The organism is Sphingobacterium sp. NPDC055346, from assembly GCF_053645235.1.
Map to the genome: position 1 here is coordinate 270,819 of NZ_JBSHMI010000001.1, position 17,001 is coordinate 287,819.

14 protein-coding genes are annotated in these 17,001 nt (G+C 40.3%); 7 read left to right on the plus strand and 7 right to left on the minus strand.

What is annotated here, in order from left to right:
- A partial coding sequence (locus tag ACWICE_RS01170) for a hypothetical protein (protein ID WP_454297456.1) occupies nt 1-188 on the minus strand: 188 nt, incomplete at its 3' end.
- Nucleotides 189-1,071: 883 nt separating this feature from the next.
- Here ACWICE_RS01170 and ileS point away from each other — a divergent pair.
- Genes ileS through ACWICE_RS01200 form a run of 6 tightly spaced genes read left to right on the plus strand, consistent with a single transcriptional unit; the run spans nt 1,072 to nt 8,036 of the window.
- Nucleotides 1,072-4,485, plus strand: a complete 3,414-nt coding sequence (ileS, locus tag ACWICE_RS01175) for an isoleucine--tRNA ligase (protein ID WP_454290824.1) — start codon at nt 1,072-1,074, stop codon at nt 4,483-4,485.
- A 3-nt stretch (nt 4,486-4,488) separates the two neighbouring features.
- Nucleotides 4,489-4,872: a TraR/DksA family transcriptional regulator gene (locus ACWICE_RS01180; RefSeq protein WP_093100778.1), complete on the plus strand. Its 384-nt coding sequence runs from the start codon at nt 4,489-4,491 to the stop codon at nt 4,870-4,872.
- 57 nt (nt 4,873-4,929) lie between these two features.
- Complete coding sequence (locus tag ACWICE_RS01185) at nt 4,930-5,580, plus strand: lipoprotein signal peptidase (RefSeq protein WP_185211141.1); 651 nt, start codon at nt 4,930-4,932, stop codon at nt 5,578-5,580.
- Nucleotides 5,581-5,638: 58 nt separating this feature from the next.
- Entirely contained in the window at nt 5,639-6,589 is a 951-nt protein-coding gene (locus ACWICE_RS01190) for a M20/M25/M40 family metallo-hydrolase (RefSeq protein ID WP_185215970.1), read from the plus strand.
- Nucleotides 6,577-7,506 (plus strand): SDR family oxidoreductase, encoded by a 930-nt coding sequence (locus ACWICE_RS01195; RefSeq protein WP_454297457.1) that lies wholly within the window; start codon nt 6,577-6,579, stop codon nt 7,504-7,506. Before ACWICE_RS01190 ends, ACWICE_RS01195 begins: the two co-directional genes overlap by 13 nt.
- A 2-nt stretch (nt 7,507-7,508) precedes the next feature.
- Nucleotides 7,509-8,036, plus strand: coding sequence for an acyl-CoA thioesterase (locus ACWICE_RS01200; RefSeq protein ID WP_185211147.1), 528 nt, complete (start codon nt 7,509-7,511; stop codon nt 8,034-8,036).
- A 201-nt stretch (nt 8,037-8,237) separates the two neighbouring features.
- Here the strand turns inward: ACWICE_RS01200 and ACWICE_RS01205 are convergent, their stop codons facing one another.
- The 6 genes from ACWICE_RS01205 to ACWICE_RS01230 all read right to left on the minus strand — a co-directional run bounded on the left by ACWICE_RS01205 (nt 8,238) and on the right by ACWICE_RS01230 (nt 14,763).
- Nucleotides 8,238-11,447, minus strand: coding sequence for a histidine kinase (locus ACWICE_RS01205; RefSeq protein WP_454297458.1), 3,210 nt, complete (start codon nt 11,445-11,447; stop codon nt 8,238-8,240).
- A gap of 5 nt (nt 11,448-11,452) precedes the next feature.
- Nucleotides 11,453-12,190: a LytR/AlgR family response regulator transcription factor gene (locus ACWICE_RS01210; protein WP_185211150.1), complete on the minus strand. Its 738-nt coding sequence runs from the start codon at nt 12,188-12,190 to the stop codon at nt 11,453-11,455.
- Between the two features lie 159 nt (nt 12,191-12,349).
- Complete coding sequence (locus tag ACWICE_RS01215; protein ID WP_185211152.1) at nt 12,350-12,760, minus strand: EVE domain-containing protein; 411 nt, start codon at nt 12,758-12,760, stop codon at nt 12,350-12,352.
- Between the two features lie 49 nt (nt 12,761-12,809).
- A complete protein-coding gene (gene gldC, locus ACWICE_RS01220; protein WP_093100791.1) occupies nt 12,810-13,160 on the minus strand; it encodes a gliding motility protein GldC in 351 nt (116 codons plus the stop codon).
- Nucleotides 13,161-13,162: 2 nt separating this feature from the next.
- On the minus strand, nt 13,163-13,405 hold the full coding sequence (locus ACWICE_RS01225) for a hypothetical protein (RefSeq protein ID WP_185211156.1): 243 nt from the start codon (nt 13,403-13,405) through the stop codon (nt 13,163-13,165).
- Nucleotides 13,402-14,763 carry a DEAD/DEAH box helicase gene (locus tag ACWICE_RS01230; protein WP_454297459.1) on the minus strand — a complete coding sequence of 454 codons (1,362 nt, stop codon included), beginning with the start codon at nt 14,761-14,763 and terminating at the stop codon, nt 13,402-13,404. Before ACWICE_RS01230 ends, ACWICE_RS01225 begins: the two co-directional genes overlap by 4 nt.
- A gap of 81 nt (nt 14,764-14,844) precedes the next feature.
- Here ACWICE_RS01230 and ACWICE_RS01235 point away from each other — a divergent pair, with 81 nt between their 5' ends.
- On the plus strand, nt 14,845-16,983 hold the full coding sequence (locus tag ACWICE_RS01235) for a S46 family peptidase (protein WP_185215966.1): 2,139 nt from the start codon (nt 14,845-14,847) through the stop codon (nt 16,981-16,983).
- The last annotated feature ends 18 nt before the right edge of the window (nt 16,984-17,001 follow it).

Here is a 17,001-nt window from a genome sequence, read left to right on the forward strand (position 1 = left end):
GTCATTCTGACGAAGGAAGAATCTCGGAATACTGCAATCCCATAATTATTAAAAAACAACATAAAAAGTATTGCCTCAAAGTTTGCATTGGCGTATAGGTCCTGCAACTGCGGTTTCCGCCTTCCAGTCATTCTGACGAAGGAAGAATCTCGGAATACTGCAATCCCATAATTATTAAAAAACAACATAAAAAGTATTGCCTCAAAGTTTGCATTGGCGTACAGGTCCTTTACCTACGGTAAAGAATGACAGGGTCGTAGATTGGAAAACCCTACAGATTCCTCACTGATCGTTCAGAATAAAAATGCGCTAAAGAGGGATTCAGAGTGAAGCGAAGAATCTATTGTTTTTTTTATGAGGATGTTGGTCATTGCGAATCGTAAGATGAGCAAACTGTTGTTTTTGTTTTAAACCCATAAAGAGGAATTATTGAAAAATATTTCACCTACGCTGTGGGGTCGCCTTTTCAAACATCGAATTTCTACAAATATGTCACCCATGCTGGGCAATGTCATTAAGTTAAGGTTTTATAGGGAATACTGAGGTTCATCCTATTATCTCCCCATACATATCTCTAAAATCAAAACATTATCTTTTGCATTGGCGAACAGGTCCTTTACCTTCGGTAAAGAATGACAGGGTCGTAGATTGGAAAACCGTACAGATTCCTCACTGATCGTTCAGAATAAAAATGTGCTAATGAGGGATTCAGAGTGAAGCGAAGAATCTATTGTTTTTTTTATGAGGACATTGATCATTGCGAATCGTAAGATGAGTAAACTGTTTTTTTTTGTTTTAAACCCATAAAGAGGAATTGTTGAAAAACATTTCACCCACCCTTTGGGTTCGCCTTTTCAAACATCCAATTTCTACAAATATGTCACCCCTGCTGGGGTTCAAAAATAATCTTGGGCTATCCTCTCATCCATTCCATCCTGGTTCATTCCATGATCTTGGGCTATCCTCCCATCCATTCCATCCTGGTTCAAATCCCCCAATCCCAGCTATCTATAATTTGTGCAAATTTTTCACTAAATTAGCCACCTTTAAAAATCAGAATTAGATTACGTGATGTACAAGGAATATAAGCAGTTAAATCTTTCAGAAATAGGCAAAGAAGTATTGAAACGTTGGGAGACTGACGACATCTTTGCGAAGAGTATCTCCAACCGTCCAGCCAGCAAACCCTACACTTTCTACGAGGGACCTCCATCAGCGAATGGAATGCCTGGTATCCACCATGTTATGGCGAGGACGATCAAGGATATTTTTTGCCGTTATAAGACTTTGAAAGGTTATCAGGTTAAACGTAAAGGTGGTTGGGATACCCATGGTTTGCCGATTGAATTAGCTGTTGAAAAGACTTTAGGTATCACTAAAGAAGATATCGGTAAGAAAATTTCCGTGAAGGACTATAATGATGCCTGCCGTAAGGAAGTCATGAAATATACGGATGTATGGAACGACCTGACCCAGAAAATGGGCTATTGGGTAGACCTGGAACATCCTTATATCACTTACCAAAATGAATATATCGAGACCCTATGGTTCTTATTAAAGGATCTTTACAAAAAAGGATTGCTTTATAAGGGCTATACGATCCAACCATACTCTCCTGCTGCGGGAACGGGATTGAGTTCGCATGAATTGAACCAACCTGGAACCTATAAGGACGTTAAGGACACTACGATTGTTGCTGAATTCCGTTTGGATAAACAACAGATCCACCCAATGATGGATCGTTTGGTGGAAAACCAAGATGAGGACGTGGCTTTCTTGGCCTGGACGACCACACCTTGGACCTTACCTGGAAACAGCGCCTTGACAGTGGGTAAAAATATTGACTATGTCAAAGTGAAAACCTTCAACCAATACACTGGAACGGCTGTTTCGGTGATCTTGGCAAAAAACCTGATATCAAAGCACTTTAAAGCTGATGGTCAGCAGGTTTCCTTCCAAGACTATAAATTTGGTGATAAGGTTATCCCTTGGGAAATCGTAGAGGAATTTAAAGGAGCAGAAATCGAAGGCTTGCGCTATCATCAATTGATGCCTTATGTGACTTCTGAAGAGCTAAGGGAAAAAGCATTCCGTGTCATCTTAGGCGACTTTGTGACCACTGAAGACGGCACTGGTATCGTGCATACTTCACCAACCTATGGTGCAGATGACTTTAGGGTAGCTCGTGAGAATGGTATTCCATCCATCATGGTTCTTGATGAAAACGGAAAAGAAGTGCCAACCGTGGACAAGACCGGTAAATTCGTAAAAGAAATCACCGATTTTGCTGGCCGTTTTGTAAAAGAGGAATATTATTCCAATGAAGAGCGTGCGGACAAAGATTTCCGTCCAACGGATGTATTGATCGCCATCAAACTTAAGGAAGAGAACAAAGCATTTGACGTTAAGAAATATGAGCACACCTATCCGCACTGCTGGAGAACGGACAAACCGGTACTATACTATCCATTGGATAGCTGGTTTATCAAAACAACAGCGGTAAAGGAAGAACTGGTGGCTTTGAATAAAACTATTAACTGGAAGCCAGAGGCAACAGGAACTGGGCGCTTTGGCAACTGGTTGGAAAACCTGGTTGACTGGAACCTTTCCCGTTCAAGATATTGGGGAACTCCCCTACCTATCTGGAGAAGTGAAGACGAGAATGAGGAGATCTGCATAGGTTCAATGCCTGAACTGAAATCTTACCTGGAAGCTTCATTAAATTCAGATGTCCTGACCGAAGATGAAAAAGCAACCAACAAATCCTATCTGGATAAATTTGGAACCGATGAATTAGACCTACATAGACCTTATGTGGATGATATCATCTTGGTTTCCGATGGCGGGCAGAAATTATTCCGTGAACCGGACTTGATCGACGTATGGTTTGATTCAGGAGCAATGCCTTATGCGCAATGGGGATTGGATTACGATAAATTGGAAAAAGGTGAAGCACTTCCATTCAAGGATGAATACTTTTCGGCTTTCCCTGCTGATTTCATCGCAGAAGGTGTTGATCAAACACGCGGTTGGTTCTTTACCTTGCATGCGATTTCAACCATGGTACGCGGATCGATTGCCTTCAAGAACGTAGTTTCGAATGGATTGGTACTGGACAAGAATGGCAACAAGATGTCCAAGCGTCTAGGAAATGGCGTGGATCCATTTGCTACGATCGACAAATATTCAGCAGATGCAACCCGTTGGTACATGATCAGCAATGCCGCACCATGGGACAACCTGAAATTTAATGTAGAAGGCTTGGATGAAGTTCGTCGTAAGTTCTTCGGCACCTTATATAATACATATGCATTCTTTGCGCTTTATGCCAATATTGACAAATTCAATTATGCAGAGCCTGAGATTCCATTAAAACACCGTCCTGAAATTGACCGTTGGATCCTTTCTTTATTGAACAGTTTGAGTAAGGAAGTTGATGGATTCTATGCAGATTATGAGCCTACCAAGGCAGCACGTGCGATCCAGAATTTTGTAGATGAGCATTTGAGCAACTGGTATGTTCGTTTATGCCGTCGCCGTTTCTGGAAAGGAGAATATTCACAAGATAAGATCTCGGCTTACCAAACCTTATATACCTGTTTGGATACCATTGCAAAATTAATAGCACCGATCTCACCATTCTTTGCAGACCAATTGTATTTGGACTTAAATGCAGCAACAGGCAAAGAAAAGTATGAGTCGGTTCACTTGGCAGACTATCCAGCTTACCATGAGGACTTGGTAGATAAAGAATTGGAAGAACGTATGGCCTTGGCCCAAGATATATCATCCTTGACCCTTTCCTTGAGAAAGAAAACAGGGATCAATGTTAGACAACCATTGAGCAAGATTTTGGTGCCTGTACTGGACAGTTCCTTCCAAGAGAAAGTAGAAAAGGTAAAAGACCTGATCCTTTCAGAAACAAATATCAAGGATATTGAATTTATTACGGACACTACCGGTATCATTAAGAAAAAGGTAAAACCTAACTTCAAAGTCCTTGGTGCTAAGGTAGGTAAGGATATGAAAGTGGTAGCCAGTGCGATCCAAAATATGGATGCTGCCCAGATCCAAGCACTAGAAAATCAAGGATCCATCCAGTTAACTGGCACGGAATATGTAATTAGCAGCGAAGATGTAGAAATCATAGCAGAGGACGTAGAAGGATGGCAAGTTGCTAATTTAGGACGTTTAACGGTAGCTTTAGACGTTAATATTTCTGCAGAGTTAAAGGAAGAAGGGATGGCAAGAGAGCTTATTAACCGCATCCAAAATCTCAGAAAAGATAAAGGATTTGAAGTTACTGACCGAATAAATGTGACCTTAAGTCAAAATACTGAAATTCAACAAGCTGTAGATAATAATTTCTCGTATATTTGTACGGAAATTTTGGCCGACAGTCTGAAATTCGATAGTGCCCTGGCAAATGGCGATGCTATCGAAATTGACGGAGAGAATTTATTGCTATCAATAGAAAAAATTTAAAGTATGGGAAACACAGAGAAAACACGGTACAGTGATGCTGAATTACAGGAATTTAAAGCAATAATTCTTGAGAAGTTGCGCATAGCGAGAGAGGAATTAACCTCTTTGACTACTTCTTTAAGTAATAGCAATGCGAATGGAACTGACGATACAGCAGGTACCTACAAGACATTAGAAGATGGCTCTGCAACATTGGAGAAGGAACAAATCAACCAATTAGCAGCTCGTCAAAAGAAATTTATCGACAATCTTGAAGCAGCCTTAGTGCGCATTGAGAACAAGACTTACGGAATCTGCAGAGAGACTGGTAAGTTGATTCAAAAAGAAAGATTGAAAGCTGTACCTCATACCACCTTGAGTATTGAGGCAAAAAACAAACAATATTAAGCAAAAGATTAAATAAATGGTCTTTGTTATCAACAGCAAAGACCATTTTTATATGCTATGAAAGGATACTCCAAGCCCGTTCTACTGATTATTATCATTTTATTGGTTGACCAAATCTCGAAGTTTTGGGTCAAATTAAACATGACCATCGGTCAGGATTTCAAAGTTTTAGGTGATAAGTTCTTGATTCACTTCATTGAAAATCCAGGCATGGCCTATGGAATGGAATTCGGTGGCGAATATGGCAAGCTTTTCCTGAGTGTGTTCCGTATCATTGCTGTAATGGGCATTGGTTATGGACTTCACTATATGGTGAAGAACAAGTATAACCGTGGCTTTATCCTGAATGTAGCCTTGATATTTGCTGGTGCGTTAGGCAATATCATTGACAGTGCCTTTTATGGATTGATCTTTAGTGAGAGTACTCCATTCTCCAAAGCAGTCCTGTTTCCGGATGGAGGTGGTTACGCCTCTTTCTTACATGGTAAGGTCGTAGACATGCTTTATTTTCCACTCATCAGTGGGACCTTCCCTACTTGGTTCCCAATCTGGGGCGGAGAGGACTTCTTGTTCTTCCGACCAGTTTTCAATATTGCCGATTCGGCGATATCCGTGGGAGTTTTCTTGATCCTGATCTTCCAAAAGCGTTATTTCAAGGAAGAACATGATGAAAAATCACATGCCAACAGTGAAATCGTAGAGGATTAAACTTTCCGATTTAACAAAGCTAATTACAACACTTTTCGCTTATTCCGTATATTTGGACATGAAAAATCTCCGAGTACTATTTTCTATTGCCCTTTGTCTGGCAATTTTAGGTTCAGCACACTTGGCAATCGCACAAGTCAACCCTAAGAATCTGAAGAAACATATCAAATATCTTTCCGCAGACAAAATGCTTGGGCGAGAAACGGGCATGAAAGGTTCTTCAAAAGCCGCAGACTACGTTGAGAAATACTTTAAAAAATATAAGTTGGAACCTAAAGGGGAAAACGGCTATCGACAAAACTTCCCTGCAAAGGTGACCAAGGTTAAGATAGAAAATGCCGAAAGAAGATCGGACAATATCATAGGTTTCCTAGATAATGCCGCTCCCTATACCATTGTTATCGGTGCTCATTATGATCACTTAGGTAAAGGTGAGATCGGAGGTTCTAAAGATTCACTTGGTGTAGGAAAAATCCATAATGGAGCGGACGACAATGCTTCCGGCGTAGCTGGATTGTTGGAGTTGGCAAGACATTATGCAACAAATGACATCAAAGAACCTTTTAATTTCTTATTTATCGGCTTTGGCGCGGAAGAATTGGGATTGATAGGCTCAAAATATTTCACCGAAAATCCAACCATTCCTTTAGCATCCATCCAATGGATGTTGAACATGGATATGATCGGCCGGTATAATCCAGATAATGGATTGGCAGTCATTGGTTATGGGACGAGTTCAGCATTCCCAAAGATCTTTGAAGGTATAAGCAGTACCATCAAATTCAATAAGAGCCGTGATGGAAATGGCGGTTCAGACCAAACATCATTTTACAGAAAGAATATTCCAGTCCTTTTCTTCCATACAGGTGGACATGATGATTACCACAAACCTACCGATGATGAAGAAAGGATAGACTACAAAGCAATGGAAGCAATCCTTAAATTGGAAATTGATGTACTGGACAATTCCATGAAACAACCTAAGATGGACTTTCAATGGACCAACTAAGTTCAAATATCAGGATCTTGATCACGGGATCGAATGGTTTTCTGGGACAGAAATTAACAGATTTTATCTTGAAAGAGACGGACTATAGCCTATGCTGTACTTCTCATTCGGAAAACAGGAATCCCAATAATCAGGGCTATCAATTTGTACAATTGGACCTGTTGGATTCAGAAGGCCTTATCCAACTTTTAGGCTCATTTAACCCTACGCATATTGTCCATACCGCAGCCATGACCAGTGTTGAAGCTTGCGAGCAAGACCCTGAGACCTGCAACAAGCTCAATGTCGAGGTAGTCAAATTGCTTTCAGAGCAATGTAAAGCGAAGGACATCCACCTTACCTTCCTGTCTACAGATTTTGTTTTCGACGGGAAAAATGGTCCATATGATGAGCTTGCCGAAACCAATCCATGCAATGCATATGGACAGAGTAAACTGGATGCGGAACAAGCAGTACTCCATTCAGGTTGCCGTGCGGCAATTTTGAGGACCATTCTAGTTTATGGGATTATTGCTGATCGGAACCGATCCAATCTGGTCCTATGGGCAAAATCAAAACTGGAAGCCCAAGAAGCAATCAAGGTGGTCAGCGACCAATGGCGTATGCCAATCTGGGTAGATGATCTGGCGAATGCCTGTTTGCGCTGCATTGAAAGGAATGCAGAGGGCATCTACCACATTTCAAGCGACAAAATGTTCAGTGTCCTGGAAGCAGTTGAGGAATTAGCCGATTATTGGAGTTTCGACAAATCCTTGATCAGTCCTATCCAAGCCGCTGAAATTGGACAAGCCGAAAACAGACCGCGAAAAACTGGGTTTATTTTAGATAAAGCGATACGCGAACTGGGTTTTAAACCAACGCCCTTCCGCGAGTCGCTCTCTTATATCGATCAACAATATACATTCTTTAGAAAATAACTATGCAAGATAAATACGCAAGGGAATCCTATACCGAGATGAACGAATTGGTACTTCCCAATGACACCAATACTTTCGGAAACCTCATGGGGGGAAGACTTCTTTATTGGATGGATATCTGTTCGGCAATGGCGGCGCAGAAACATTGCAATAACCAAGTGGTAACCGTTTCGGTAGACAATGTGTCTTTCAAACGTTCCATCAAATTAGGTGAAGTGGTGACCATCGAGGCACAAGTAACCCGCGCTTTCAACACTTCCGTTGAAGTTAGAATGGAAATCTTTGCGCAAAACCTCCCTCAGGGCACTAAAGTTAAGTCCAATGAGGCATATTATACCTTTGTTTCCATCGACGAGTCTGATCGTCCGAAAGCTATCCCTAAATTGATCCCAGAGTCTGATAAGGAAAAGACTTTATATGACGAGGCCATGCAACGTAGGGAATTAAGGTTGTTATTGGCAGGCAAACTAAAACCAGAAAATGCCACAGAGATCAAGAATTTAGTCAATCTTTTTGAGCATAAGGGCTAAGGGGAGTTGTGATTTCTGAGTTGAACCAGGATGGAAGGGATTAGAGGATAGACCAAGATTATGGAATGAACCAGGATTCAATGGATGAGAGGATAGACCAGGATCGTGATCCATATTCCTCTTTAAAGATATTAATTTTCGGGGCGAATTGAATGCATACCCTTAGATTTCATCCCTTTTTAGGCTTAATATACAAAGCTCTTATGTATCCATTCGATCGGTCCTAGATGGCAGTGTTATGCATACAATGGTGGTAAATACGGAATCCTCATCCCCCTGTTTGATCAGTAGGGATGCAATGGGTGTCGGATAGTAGCTATTGATGATATTGATCCTTTCCTGTACACCCTTTATTCCAAAGGAGCTTTGTTTGAATGCAGATGATTTATTTTCTGCATCCTTATTAAATCCTATTCCATTATCCATTATCTGAATGATAATTTTCTGGTCCTCTTCGGCAATGGATATTCGGATCAAGCCTTTTTTAGATTTCAAATGTCGGACACCATGGTGCACGGCATTTTCAACAATGGGTTGGATCAACATAGAAGGGATTTTCTTATCCTTCTTTATCAATCCTTTTTGAATCTCAAGTTCAAAATCGAATGCATGGTTAAAGCGTTCCTGTTCCAGTTCTAGGTAAAGTTTCAATAATTGTATTTCAGAACTCAAGCCGACAATGGAATACTGAGAATTCTCCAAGACCAAGCGACTAATGCTGGCGAATTTTTGGATTAGATCACTGGCACTTTTACTATCCTTCTCCACTACATAAGCCTCAATGGAATTCAGCACATTAAAAATAAAATGAGGGTTCATCTGAGAACGGATTGCCTTTAATTCACTTTCATAGAGCTTTTGCTTAAAATCATTTTCTAATCGTTCCTGTTTCTCTTTTTCTATATCGGCGGCTTGCTCCTTGATCTTCGTTTCATTCATCATCAATTCCTGTTGGAGTTTAAGGTTGTATTCTGCCTGAAGTCGGTTAATGTTCTTATGTTCTTGTAGCCGATAGAAATAAAAGAGCGTAACAGCAGAGAGAAATAAGACCACAAACAAAAGCTTGAACCAGACCGTAGCATACCAGTGTGAAGCCAAGCTAATGTCAATTGAAGCAATCTGTGTTGACCAATTTCCAAACTGATCTCCTACCCTGACCTGAAATTGATAATCATCTCCTTCCAAATTATTATATACCGCAATCTGCTCTTCAGAACTTTCCACCCATTGGGGATCAAATCCGATCAATTGATATTGAAACCTCAGTCCTTGTTCCAAGAGTTGCTCTGCTGCAGAGAAGTTAAAGGTGAAGTTATTTTCATCTGGACCTAATTCGATTACCTTTTTGAATAGGTCTTCTGATCTATCTTGATGTTGAACGAAAAACTTATTGATCAAAGGCTTAAAATTGATCGTCTTATCTGGATGAAAAACGGGCAAATCCCCCTTGACTAACCCCCAATTAGTACACCAGAAGAGCTCATTACCTCGGACAAAAAAACTGTATGTGATGTACTCCTCAGGGGGGAATATCCCTGCAGATTCATTGAGATGGAAGAATAGCTTGGAATCTGGTTGGAAAAACATGGTGCCATCAAGCGACTTCATCCAAATAAGTCCATTTTTATCTGCTTGCATCTTGACCGAGTATAACCAGGGTTGCGTATTACTTTCTGGATATTGGATAAACTCATACTCTCTCCTATTATTTTTCTTGATTTCAGCAATTCCTGAACTGGCATTACTGAACCAAAACCGTTTGTCCTGATCCAACAGAAAGGAGAATACCGTATTGGATTGGAGGGTCTTTGGATTTTGTTTATTATGGGTGAATTGTTTGAATTGAGGGTCGAGCTTGTTTTCTAACAGGACCAATCCATAGCCATCCATTCCTAACCAAATTGAACCAAAGGCATCTTTGCCAACACAGATAACTTTTGGGTCTGGTAATCCCTCCTTTTCCGCAAACAGGTATATCTGCTTAGTATTTAAATGGTATCTATATAAGCCCGAACTCCAGGACCCTATCCATAATATGGGTTCGTTGGCAATGGTATCCAAGATAATGCTATTGCAATCAGCTTTTCTAAAACCATAATCTTCATTTTTGATTTCCAATGGAACCAACCCTTTTTTAGGATCCTTAAATTCATAAACTCCTTGATCGATTGTTGAGATATAAATGGCCTCATCTGTTGTCATCAGGTTTCCAATCTTGAGATCTTTTAAGGAATATTTTGACAATCTAAAATCCTTATTCGCATCCAGTTCACCGAAATCAGCTTCAGTCCTGTACCAAACTTTACCTTTCCAATTGAACAATTCTACGATTGGATCAGCGTATCGATCTTCAATAAGACTATTTATTTGGTTGAGTTTGGTAGAATAATAAAACAGGCCCGAATTAGTTGCCAGCCAATAGCCATCCTTTACAATACAAAAATCAAAGATCCGTGTTGCCTTCGGTGTAATTGGCATTAATGTTTCTATAGAAATATACTCGATTTTCTTGGTTTCAGGCTGATAAGTATAGATGCCATTGGACACATGGCCAATCAGGATTTTATTTTCAGTTGGCCAAAAGGCAATGGAACTGATGCTATTATCATAAAAATTGATGCTTTTGTCCCAGCCCAGAATAGAGGAAATGGTGTTTTTGAAGCTATAATCAGCAGCGATAAGATCATGGTCATAATATCCAGCATAGATACGATCTGGACGCAATACAATACCATCTACCGCATTTTCCCCTTCATTTTCAAGATTAATCTGTTTTGCTGTATGCTTTATCGGATTATAGCATATCAAACCATCATAACGGGTCCCCATCCAGATATTCCCCAAAGAGTCCTCATCCAAGGAAAAGATGGAAAGATAATTTTTACTCACTATCCCAGGCATAGAGATCTGTTTTATTTCACCCGTTTCAGGATCTAGGGACTGGAGGTCTGTCTCTTGCCCTGAAAAATAAATCATACCCGATTTAGAAGCCAGTACATCATAAAGGTTGGTTTTTACCAAGCCTTTGTTGCTCACTTTTGCCGTATACGAACTCAGGTTATTTCCTATAGGCTTATTTCGATCATAGCAGATCAGTCCATGGCTATTGCTGGTAATCCAAATTCTATTTTTCTGGTCAATAGCCATGCTACCGAGGTAATTGAGCATCACCCCGTTTGTATGTTCAAATTTCACATCGGTAAACTTCTGACCATCAAAATAGGAAAGCCCACGTTTACCACTAATCCAGATCAATCCATTGCTGTCTTGCTTAAGCCCTTCCACTTCATTGTTGGAAAGCCCTTCCTTCTCTGTAAAATGGAGAAAGTTATAGATCCGTCTTTGTCCATAGGTAATAGAACAGGTTAAGCATACAGCAAGGACAAAAGATAGAATTATCTTCAAATTCATTGGGTTTAGAAGGCTGTAAACAACCTATCCATCAATTGCTTTTTTTTATTTGGAGAGACTTCGATCTCCGAACCATCGACTAATTCTAAGGTCCCTCCTTCTCCTTTTTTATATTTTACGACGTAATCTAAATTGACAATGACACTTCTATTGACACGAAAGAGCTGCGTATTCTCCAATAACATTTCAAATTCCTTTAATGTTCTGGAAACAATGATTTTCGAGAGATTATTCAGGAAGAAGATACTGTAATTGCTCATGGCTTCGATACGGATTACATCATCCTTTTTCACCAGATGTATCCCTTCGGCAGTTGGCAATGCTAATCTTCCCATCACTGGGCGATTTTCCGTTAAGTCCACTTTTTTCAACTTTTCCCGCTGGGTGATCCGCAGTTCAAGTTTGACCATGGCTTTCTTGAGTTCCTCATTGTTTACTGGCTTTAGGAGATAATCGAGTGCATTTGCCTTCAAGGCATCCAAGGTGTAGATGTTATAGGCAGTGACAAATATGACTTCAAATTCAAATTGACCCAGTTTTTCGAGGAATTGAAATCCGTTCATAAATGGCATTTCAACATCGAGAAAAAGGACATCACATTCCATATTGGGCATTTGAAGCAAGGCTTCTTGTGGGTCATTGAATACGGCCGTTATGGACAATAGCTCCTGGAATTGTTGCAGCTTATGTTGCAATAATCCGGAACCACGAATTTCATCATCCAAAATAACTGCCTTTATCATATGTCTGTTAATTGGTTATTAATGAGTCAGCTGATATAAAGTTATTTGAAATTTTTGAATTAAACAGGAAGAATGAGCAAAGTAGGGATTTTAGTTATTGAAAGCGGAAAGATAATGAGAAAATAAAAAAACTCCCCAGTTTGGGGAGTTTCAATGTCTTTAGTCAGCATTTCCGAGTTGAACGATCCGATCAAACTCTTCAGCCTTAAGGGGCATCACGGATAGCCTACCTTGTCTGACCAATGCGATATCTTGAAGCAATGGATCTGCCTTGATTGTTTCCAAGGTAACTGGATGTTTGAAAGTTTCCACTGGAGCTAGATCCACCACTACCCAACGTTCATCTTCTGTGGTTGGATCTTGGTAGAATTCTTTCACGACTTTTGCCAAACCTACAACTTCTTTACCCTCATTGCTATGGTAATAAAGTACGAGGTCGCCTTTTTTCATCGCTTTAAGGTTGTTTCGAGCTTGATAGTTGCGTACGCCATCCCAAAAGGTCTCTCCATCTTTATTAAATTGTTCCCAACTGTATTTAAATGGTTCAGATTTCACCAAAAAGTAATTCATATCTGCATATTGATTAGCCAACGAACCTGTTGGCAGATTCCAAATTCAATTAGTTCTGTTGTTCCAAGATTTCCATTTTATCAGCGTAGTGTGCACAATAGTCACGTAAATCGCCAATAATTTTCTCAGCCATTGGATCACCACCTGAAGACCTTAGGAATGAGTCGCCTAATGTTTGCAAAGTTTCATAGAAGAAACGCTTCATTTCATCATAAGGCATATCTTTAGTCCAAAGGTCAATTCTTAATGAATTTTTATACTGGGCATCCCATAGCGCTAAGAACATAGCTTTTGCTGGTAATTCTTCTGTATTCTGCCCATCTGTAGAACTCCATTGGATGGAATTTGGAACGTTGGAATCATCTAACTCGATCTGGAGTTTGATTTCTGCTTTCTTCATATCTAAAACTGTAATTTTATTAACATTGAAATGATACCCACCACCAAAATAAAGCCTATCTGCATGATCCATAAGCGTTGCGTATTCTTGGTCCATAAGCGGAACAGGATATCCACAACGATGAGCACGATAGAAAGGATAAGGAGCCAAGCCCATGAAAACAATGGCTTTTCTACCGAACCCATTTCAGATATTGCCCATACAAGGATACAAGCCAAGGTTATATTCAATGGGGTTAACTTCATCTTTTCTTGCTTGGTTTGCTATTTCCCTTTTTTACCGGCTTAGCTTTACCACGAGCCTGTCTTTTTGAGTTATTTGCCTTAATGGCATATTTTTTCTCGTGGAATGCACCTTTGAAATCGGGGTTATCTTTTTTCTTCTGATTATCAATTTCCCTAGCGATATCCTGTTTCTCGTCGAAAGGTGTCTTTTCAATAACCACATCCGCAGGCAATTCCTTCACAGGAATGGTCTGTCTGATCAGTTTTTCAATTTTTGCCACATAATACTCTTCGGCTGGATTACAGAAGGTAATGGCATCACCTGTCTGGAATGCACGGCCTGTTCTGCCGATACGGTGTACATAGTCCTCGATAACGATGGGAACATCGAAATTGATCACATGGCTCACTTGCGATACATCTAATCCGCGAGCAGCAACATCCGTAGCAACCAAGATCCTAACTTCACCTTCTTTGAAGGCATTAATGGAATTGATGCGGGTATTCTGGCCTTTGTTTGCATGGATTACGCGAACCTCCTCAGGACCATATTTACGTTCTAGGAAGGCATATATACGATCAGCAACCACCTTAGTCTTGGTAAAAACGATGATTCTACTGAAGGTTTCATCGTCTTTGAAGAAATGTTGCAATAAGTTGATCTTCGTCTTTAAGTTGGGAACATGATACAGCTCCTGGGTCACGGTTTGTGCCGGAGTTGCCTGTTCTGTTACTTCGATAACGGTTGGGAATGCCAAGAAATCACCTGCAATCTTACGCACGAGTTCACTCATGGTTGCGGAGAAAAGAAGGTTCTGTCTTTTTCTAGGGACGATTTCCAGGACACGGTGGATTTTTCCAATAAAACCCATGTCCATCATCTTGTCTGCTTCATCAAGGACCAAGAATTTAAGGCTCTTGACATTGATATCACCTTCTAAATAGAGGTCGAGGAAACGGCCTGGGGTAGCAACAATGATATCACAGCCTTTGGCAAGGAGTTCCTTTTGGGTTTTTGGTCCCAAACCACCATATAACAGAACGGTTCTTAGGTCTAAGTAAGTGGAGAATTGCTTGATATGCTCTTCAATCTGCATAGCAAGTTCTCGGGTAGGGCTTAAAATCAATGCTCTTGGGTCATTACCTTGAGCATATTTCAGCTTCATGAGCATCGGCAGCACAAATGCTGCAGTTTTTCCGGTCCCTGTCTGCGCAATCCCCATCACGTCTTGCCCCGCTAGAATCGGTGTAATCGCCTTTTCTTGGATTTCAGTCGTGGTTGTATAGCTTGCTTCGGCTATTGCATTTAGGATCTGCTTATTAAATTTAAAGTCTTCAAATGACGCCATCTTGGCAAAGATAGTTAAATCCAAGGACATGCAGTGGCCTGATTTCCTTACAAATCATTTTGATTTGCGCCTAAATTCCAGCAAATTTGTCCTACCACAAAAAAGGTTGATATGAAAAAACTAGTATTACTATGTGTGCTGACGCTCGTTGGCACTTTCTCATTTGCGGATGAGGGCATGTGGTTCTTGATGCACCTAAAGCGTCTGAACGAAGCTGACATGCAAAAAAAAGGCTTAAAACTCACAGCCGAAGAAATTTACAGCATCAATAACTCCAGCTTGAAAGATGCAATCGTGCAGTTTAATGGCGGTTGTACCGCAGAGATTGTATCAGGAAGCGGATTGGTATTCACGAACCACCACTGTGGTTATGGCGCTATCGCAGAATTATCTACTCCAGAACATGATTATCTTACCAATGGATTTTGGGCTAAAAACCATGCTGAGGAATTAAAGCCTAAATCTTTGTACGTTCGTTTCTTTGTCCGTATGGATGATGTTTCTAAACGTATCCTAGGATTGGTAAACGATAAGATGTCGGAAAAGGAACGCGAAAAAGTGATCAATCAAGAAATTGCCAAGATCCAACAAGAAAACAGCGAAAACGGTAAATATGTAGTTTCTGTTCGTCCATTCTATAATGGAAATGAATATTACTACTTCGTCTACCAAGACTTTACGGACGTCCGTTTGGTAGGGACTCCGCCAAGCAGCATCGGTAAATTTGGAGGTGATACCGACAACTGGGAATGGCCTCGCCATACAGGTGATTTCTCTATCTTCCGTGTTTATGCGGATAAAGATGGTAACCCAGCTGAATATTCAAAAGACAATGTGCCGTTGAAGCCTAAAAAATTCTTGCCAGTAAGCATCAAAGGTTTCCAAGATGGAGATTTCTCCATGATCTTAGGTTACCCAGGCCGTACAAACCGTTGGATGAATGCAGCAGGAATTGATCAAAACGTTAATTATGCGTATCCAGCATGGGTTGAAGCTTCTAAAGTAGGTATGGATGCCATGAAAAAATACATGGATAAAGACCAAGCGGTAAAATTAAACTATGCTTCTAAATATTCTGGAGTGGCAAACTACTGGAAAAATAGACAAGGGATGATCGATGCCTTGAAAAAGCACAAGACCGCAGCGGCAAAACGCAAGCAAGAGAAGAAATTCAACAAATGGGCTAACCGTCCTGAAAACAAGGAACAATATGGCAACGTCCTAGCGGTAATCAATGATTTCTACGCGAAAACAAACGATAAGGCTAGACAAGACAATTACCTGATCGGTATGTTACGTTCTTCGACTTTCGCAGCAATCCCTGCTACGTTAGGCAATGGTTTGAAACAATATGCACAAGAAAACGAAGCTAAACGCAAAGAAATGGCTCCACGCTTGGAAGCATTTATCGCGGATAACTATGAGAAAGCATATATGCCATTAGAAATTGACGTATTGGCTGATGAATTGAACCTATACGCAGCAAAAGGTGGTGAAATCGCTCCTTATGTCCGTGAAATGGCAAACAAGAACAGCGGAAATTTCCAATCGGATATCAAAACAGCTTTTGACAACAGCATTTTTGGATCACAGGCAAAATTGGCTGAATACCTTAAAAACCCTAAAGCAGAGCTGATTGATGCAGACCCTCTTTACAAACTATCATCATCTTTGATGGATAAATACCGTGAGACTTCTCCGGAGGCTGAAAAGATGAATGATGAGTTCTTGGCAGCATCCAGAAAATTCATCGCTGGAGTATTGAAAATGGATCCTAATGGCAAATATTATCCAGATGCTAACTCAACATTACGTTTGACTTATGGAACGATCAGAGCATTGCCTAAGGACAAAAGGAATGATGCCAAAGAAAATTATTACACCACATTGAAAGGTACCATTGCAAAATATAAACCAGGAGATGAGGAGTTCGATTTACCAAAAAGGTTAATGGAACTATATGAAAATAAGGATTTTGGACGTTATGCAGATAAAGCTGGCTATCTACCGGTTAACTTTTTAAGTGACCAAGACATTACCGGCGGTAACTCCGGATCACCTGTTTTAAACGGAAATGGCGAATTAATTGGCTTGGCTTTTGATGGAAACATTGAAGCAATGGCAGGAGACGTGATTTTTGATCCAAAATTGCAACGTACTATTTCGGTTGATATCCGATACGTTCTTTTCATAATTGACAAGTTTGCGGGTGCTCAAAACATCATCGACGAATTGAAAATAGTAGAGTAGATGCCACAAAAAAGGCGT

Bases quoted from the DNA above. Each gene is read 5' to 3' on its own strand.
- ileS (WP_454290824.1), top strand. From the start codon at position 1,072: ATGTACAAGGAATATAAGCAGTTAAATCTTTCAGAAATAGGCAAAGAA.
- ACWICE_RS01180 (WP_093100778.1), top strand. From the start codon at position 4,489: ATGGGAAACACAGAGAAAACACGGTACAGTGATGCTGAATTACAGGAA.
- ACWICE_RS01185 (WP_185211141.1), top strand. From the start codon at position 4,930: ATGAAAGGATACTCCAAGCCCGTTCTACTGATTATTATCATTTTATTG.
- ACWICE_RS01190 (WP_185215970.1), top strand. From the start codon at position 5,639: ATGAAAAATCTCCGAGTACTATTTTCTATTGCCCTTTGTCTGGCAATT.
- ACWICE_RS01195 (WP_454297457.1), top strand. From the start codon at position 6,577: ATGGACCAACTAAGTTCAAATATCAGGATCTTGATCACGGGATCGAAT.
- ACWICE_RS01200 (WP_185211147.1), top strand. From the start codon at position 7,509: ATGCAAGATAAATACGCAAGGGAATCCTATACCGAGATGAACGAATTG.
- ACWICE_RS01205 (WP_454297458.1), bottom strand. From the start codon at position 11,447: ATGAATTTGAAGATAATTCTATCTTTTGTCCTTGCTGTATGCTTAACC.
- ACWICE_RS01210 (WP_185211150.1), bottom strand. From the start codon at position 12,190: ATGATAAAGGCAGTTATTTTGGATGATGAAATTCGTGGTTCCGGATTA.
- ACWICE_RS01215 (WP_185211152.1), bottom strand. From the start codon at position 12,760: ATGAATTACTTTTTGGTGAAATCTGAACCATTTAAATACAGTTGGGAA.
- gldC (WP_093100791.1), bottom strand. From the start codon at position 13,160: ATGAAGAAAGCAGAAATCAAACTCCAGATCGAGTTAGATGATTCCAAC.
- ACWICE_RS01225 (WP_185211156.1), bottom strand. From the start codon at position 13,405: ATGAAGTTAACCCCATTGAATATAACCTTGGCTTGTATCCTTGTATGG.
- ACWICE_RS01230 (WP_454297459.1), bottom strand. From the start codon at position 14,763: ATGTCCTTGGATTTAACTATCTTTGCCAAGATGGCGTCATTTGAAGAC.
- ACWICE_RS01235 (WP_185215966.1), top strand. From the start codon at position 14,845: ATGAAAAAACTAGTATTACTATGTGTGCTGACGCTCGTTGGCACTTTC.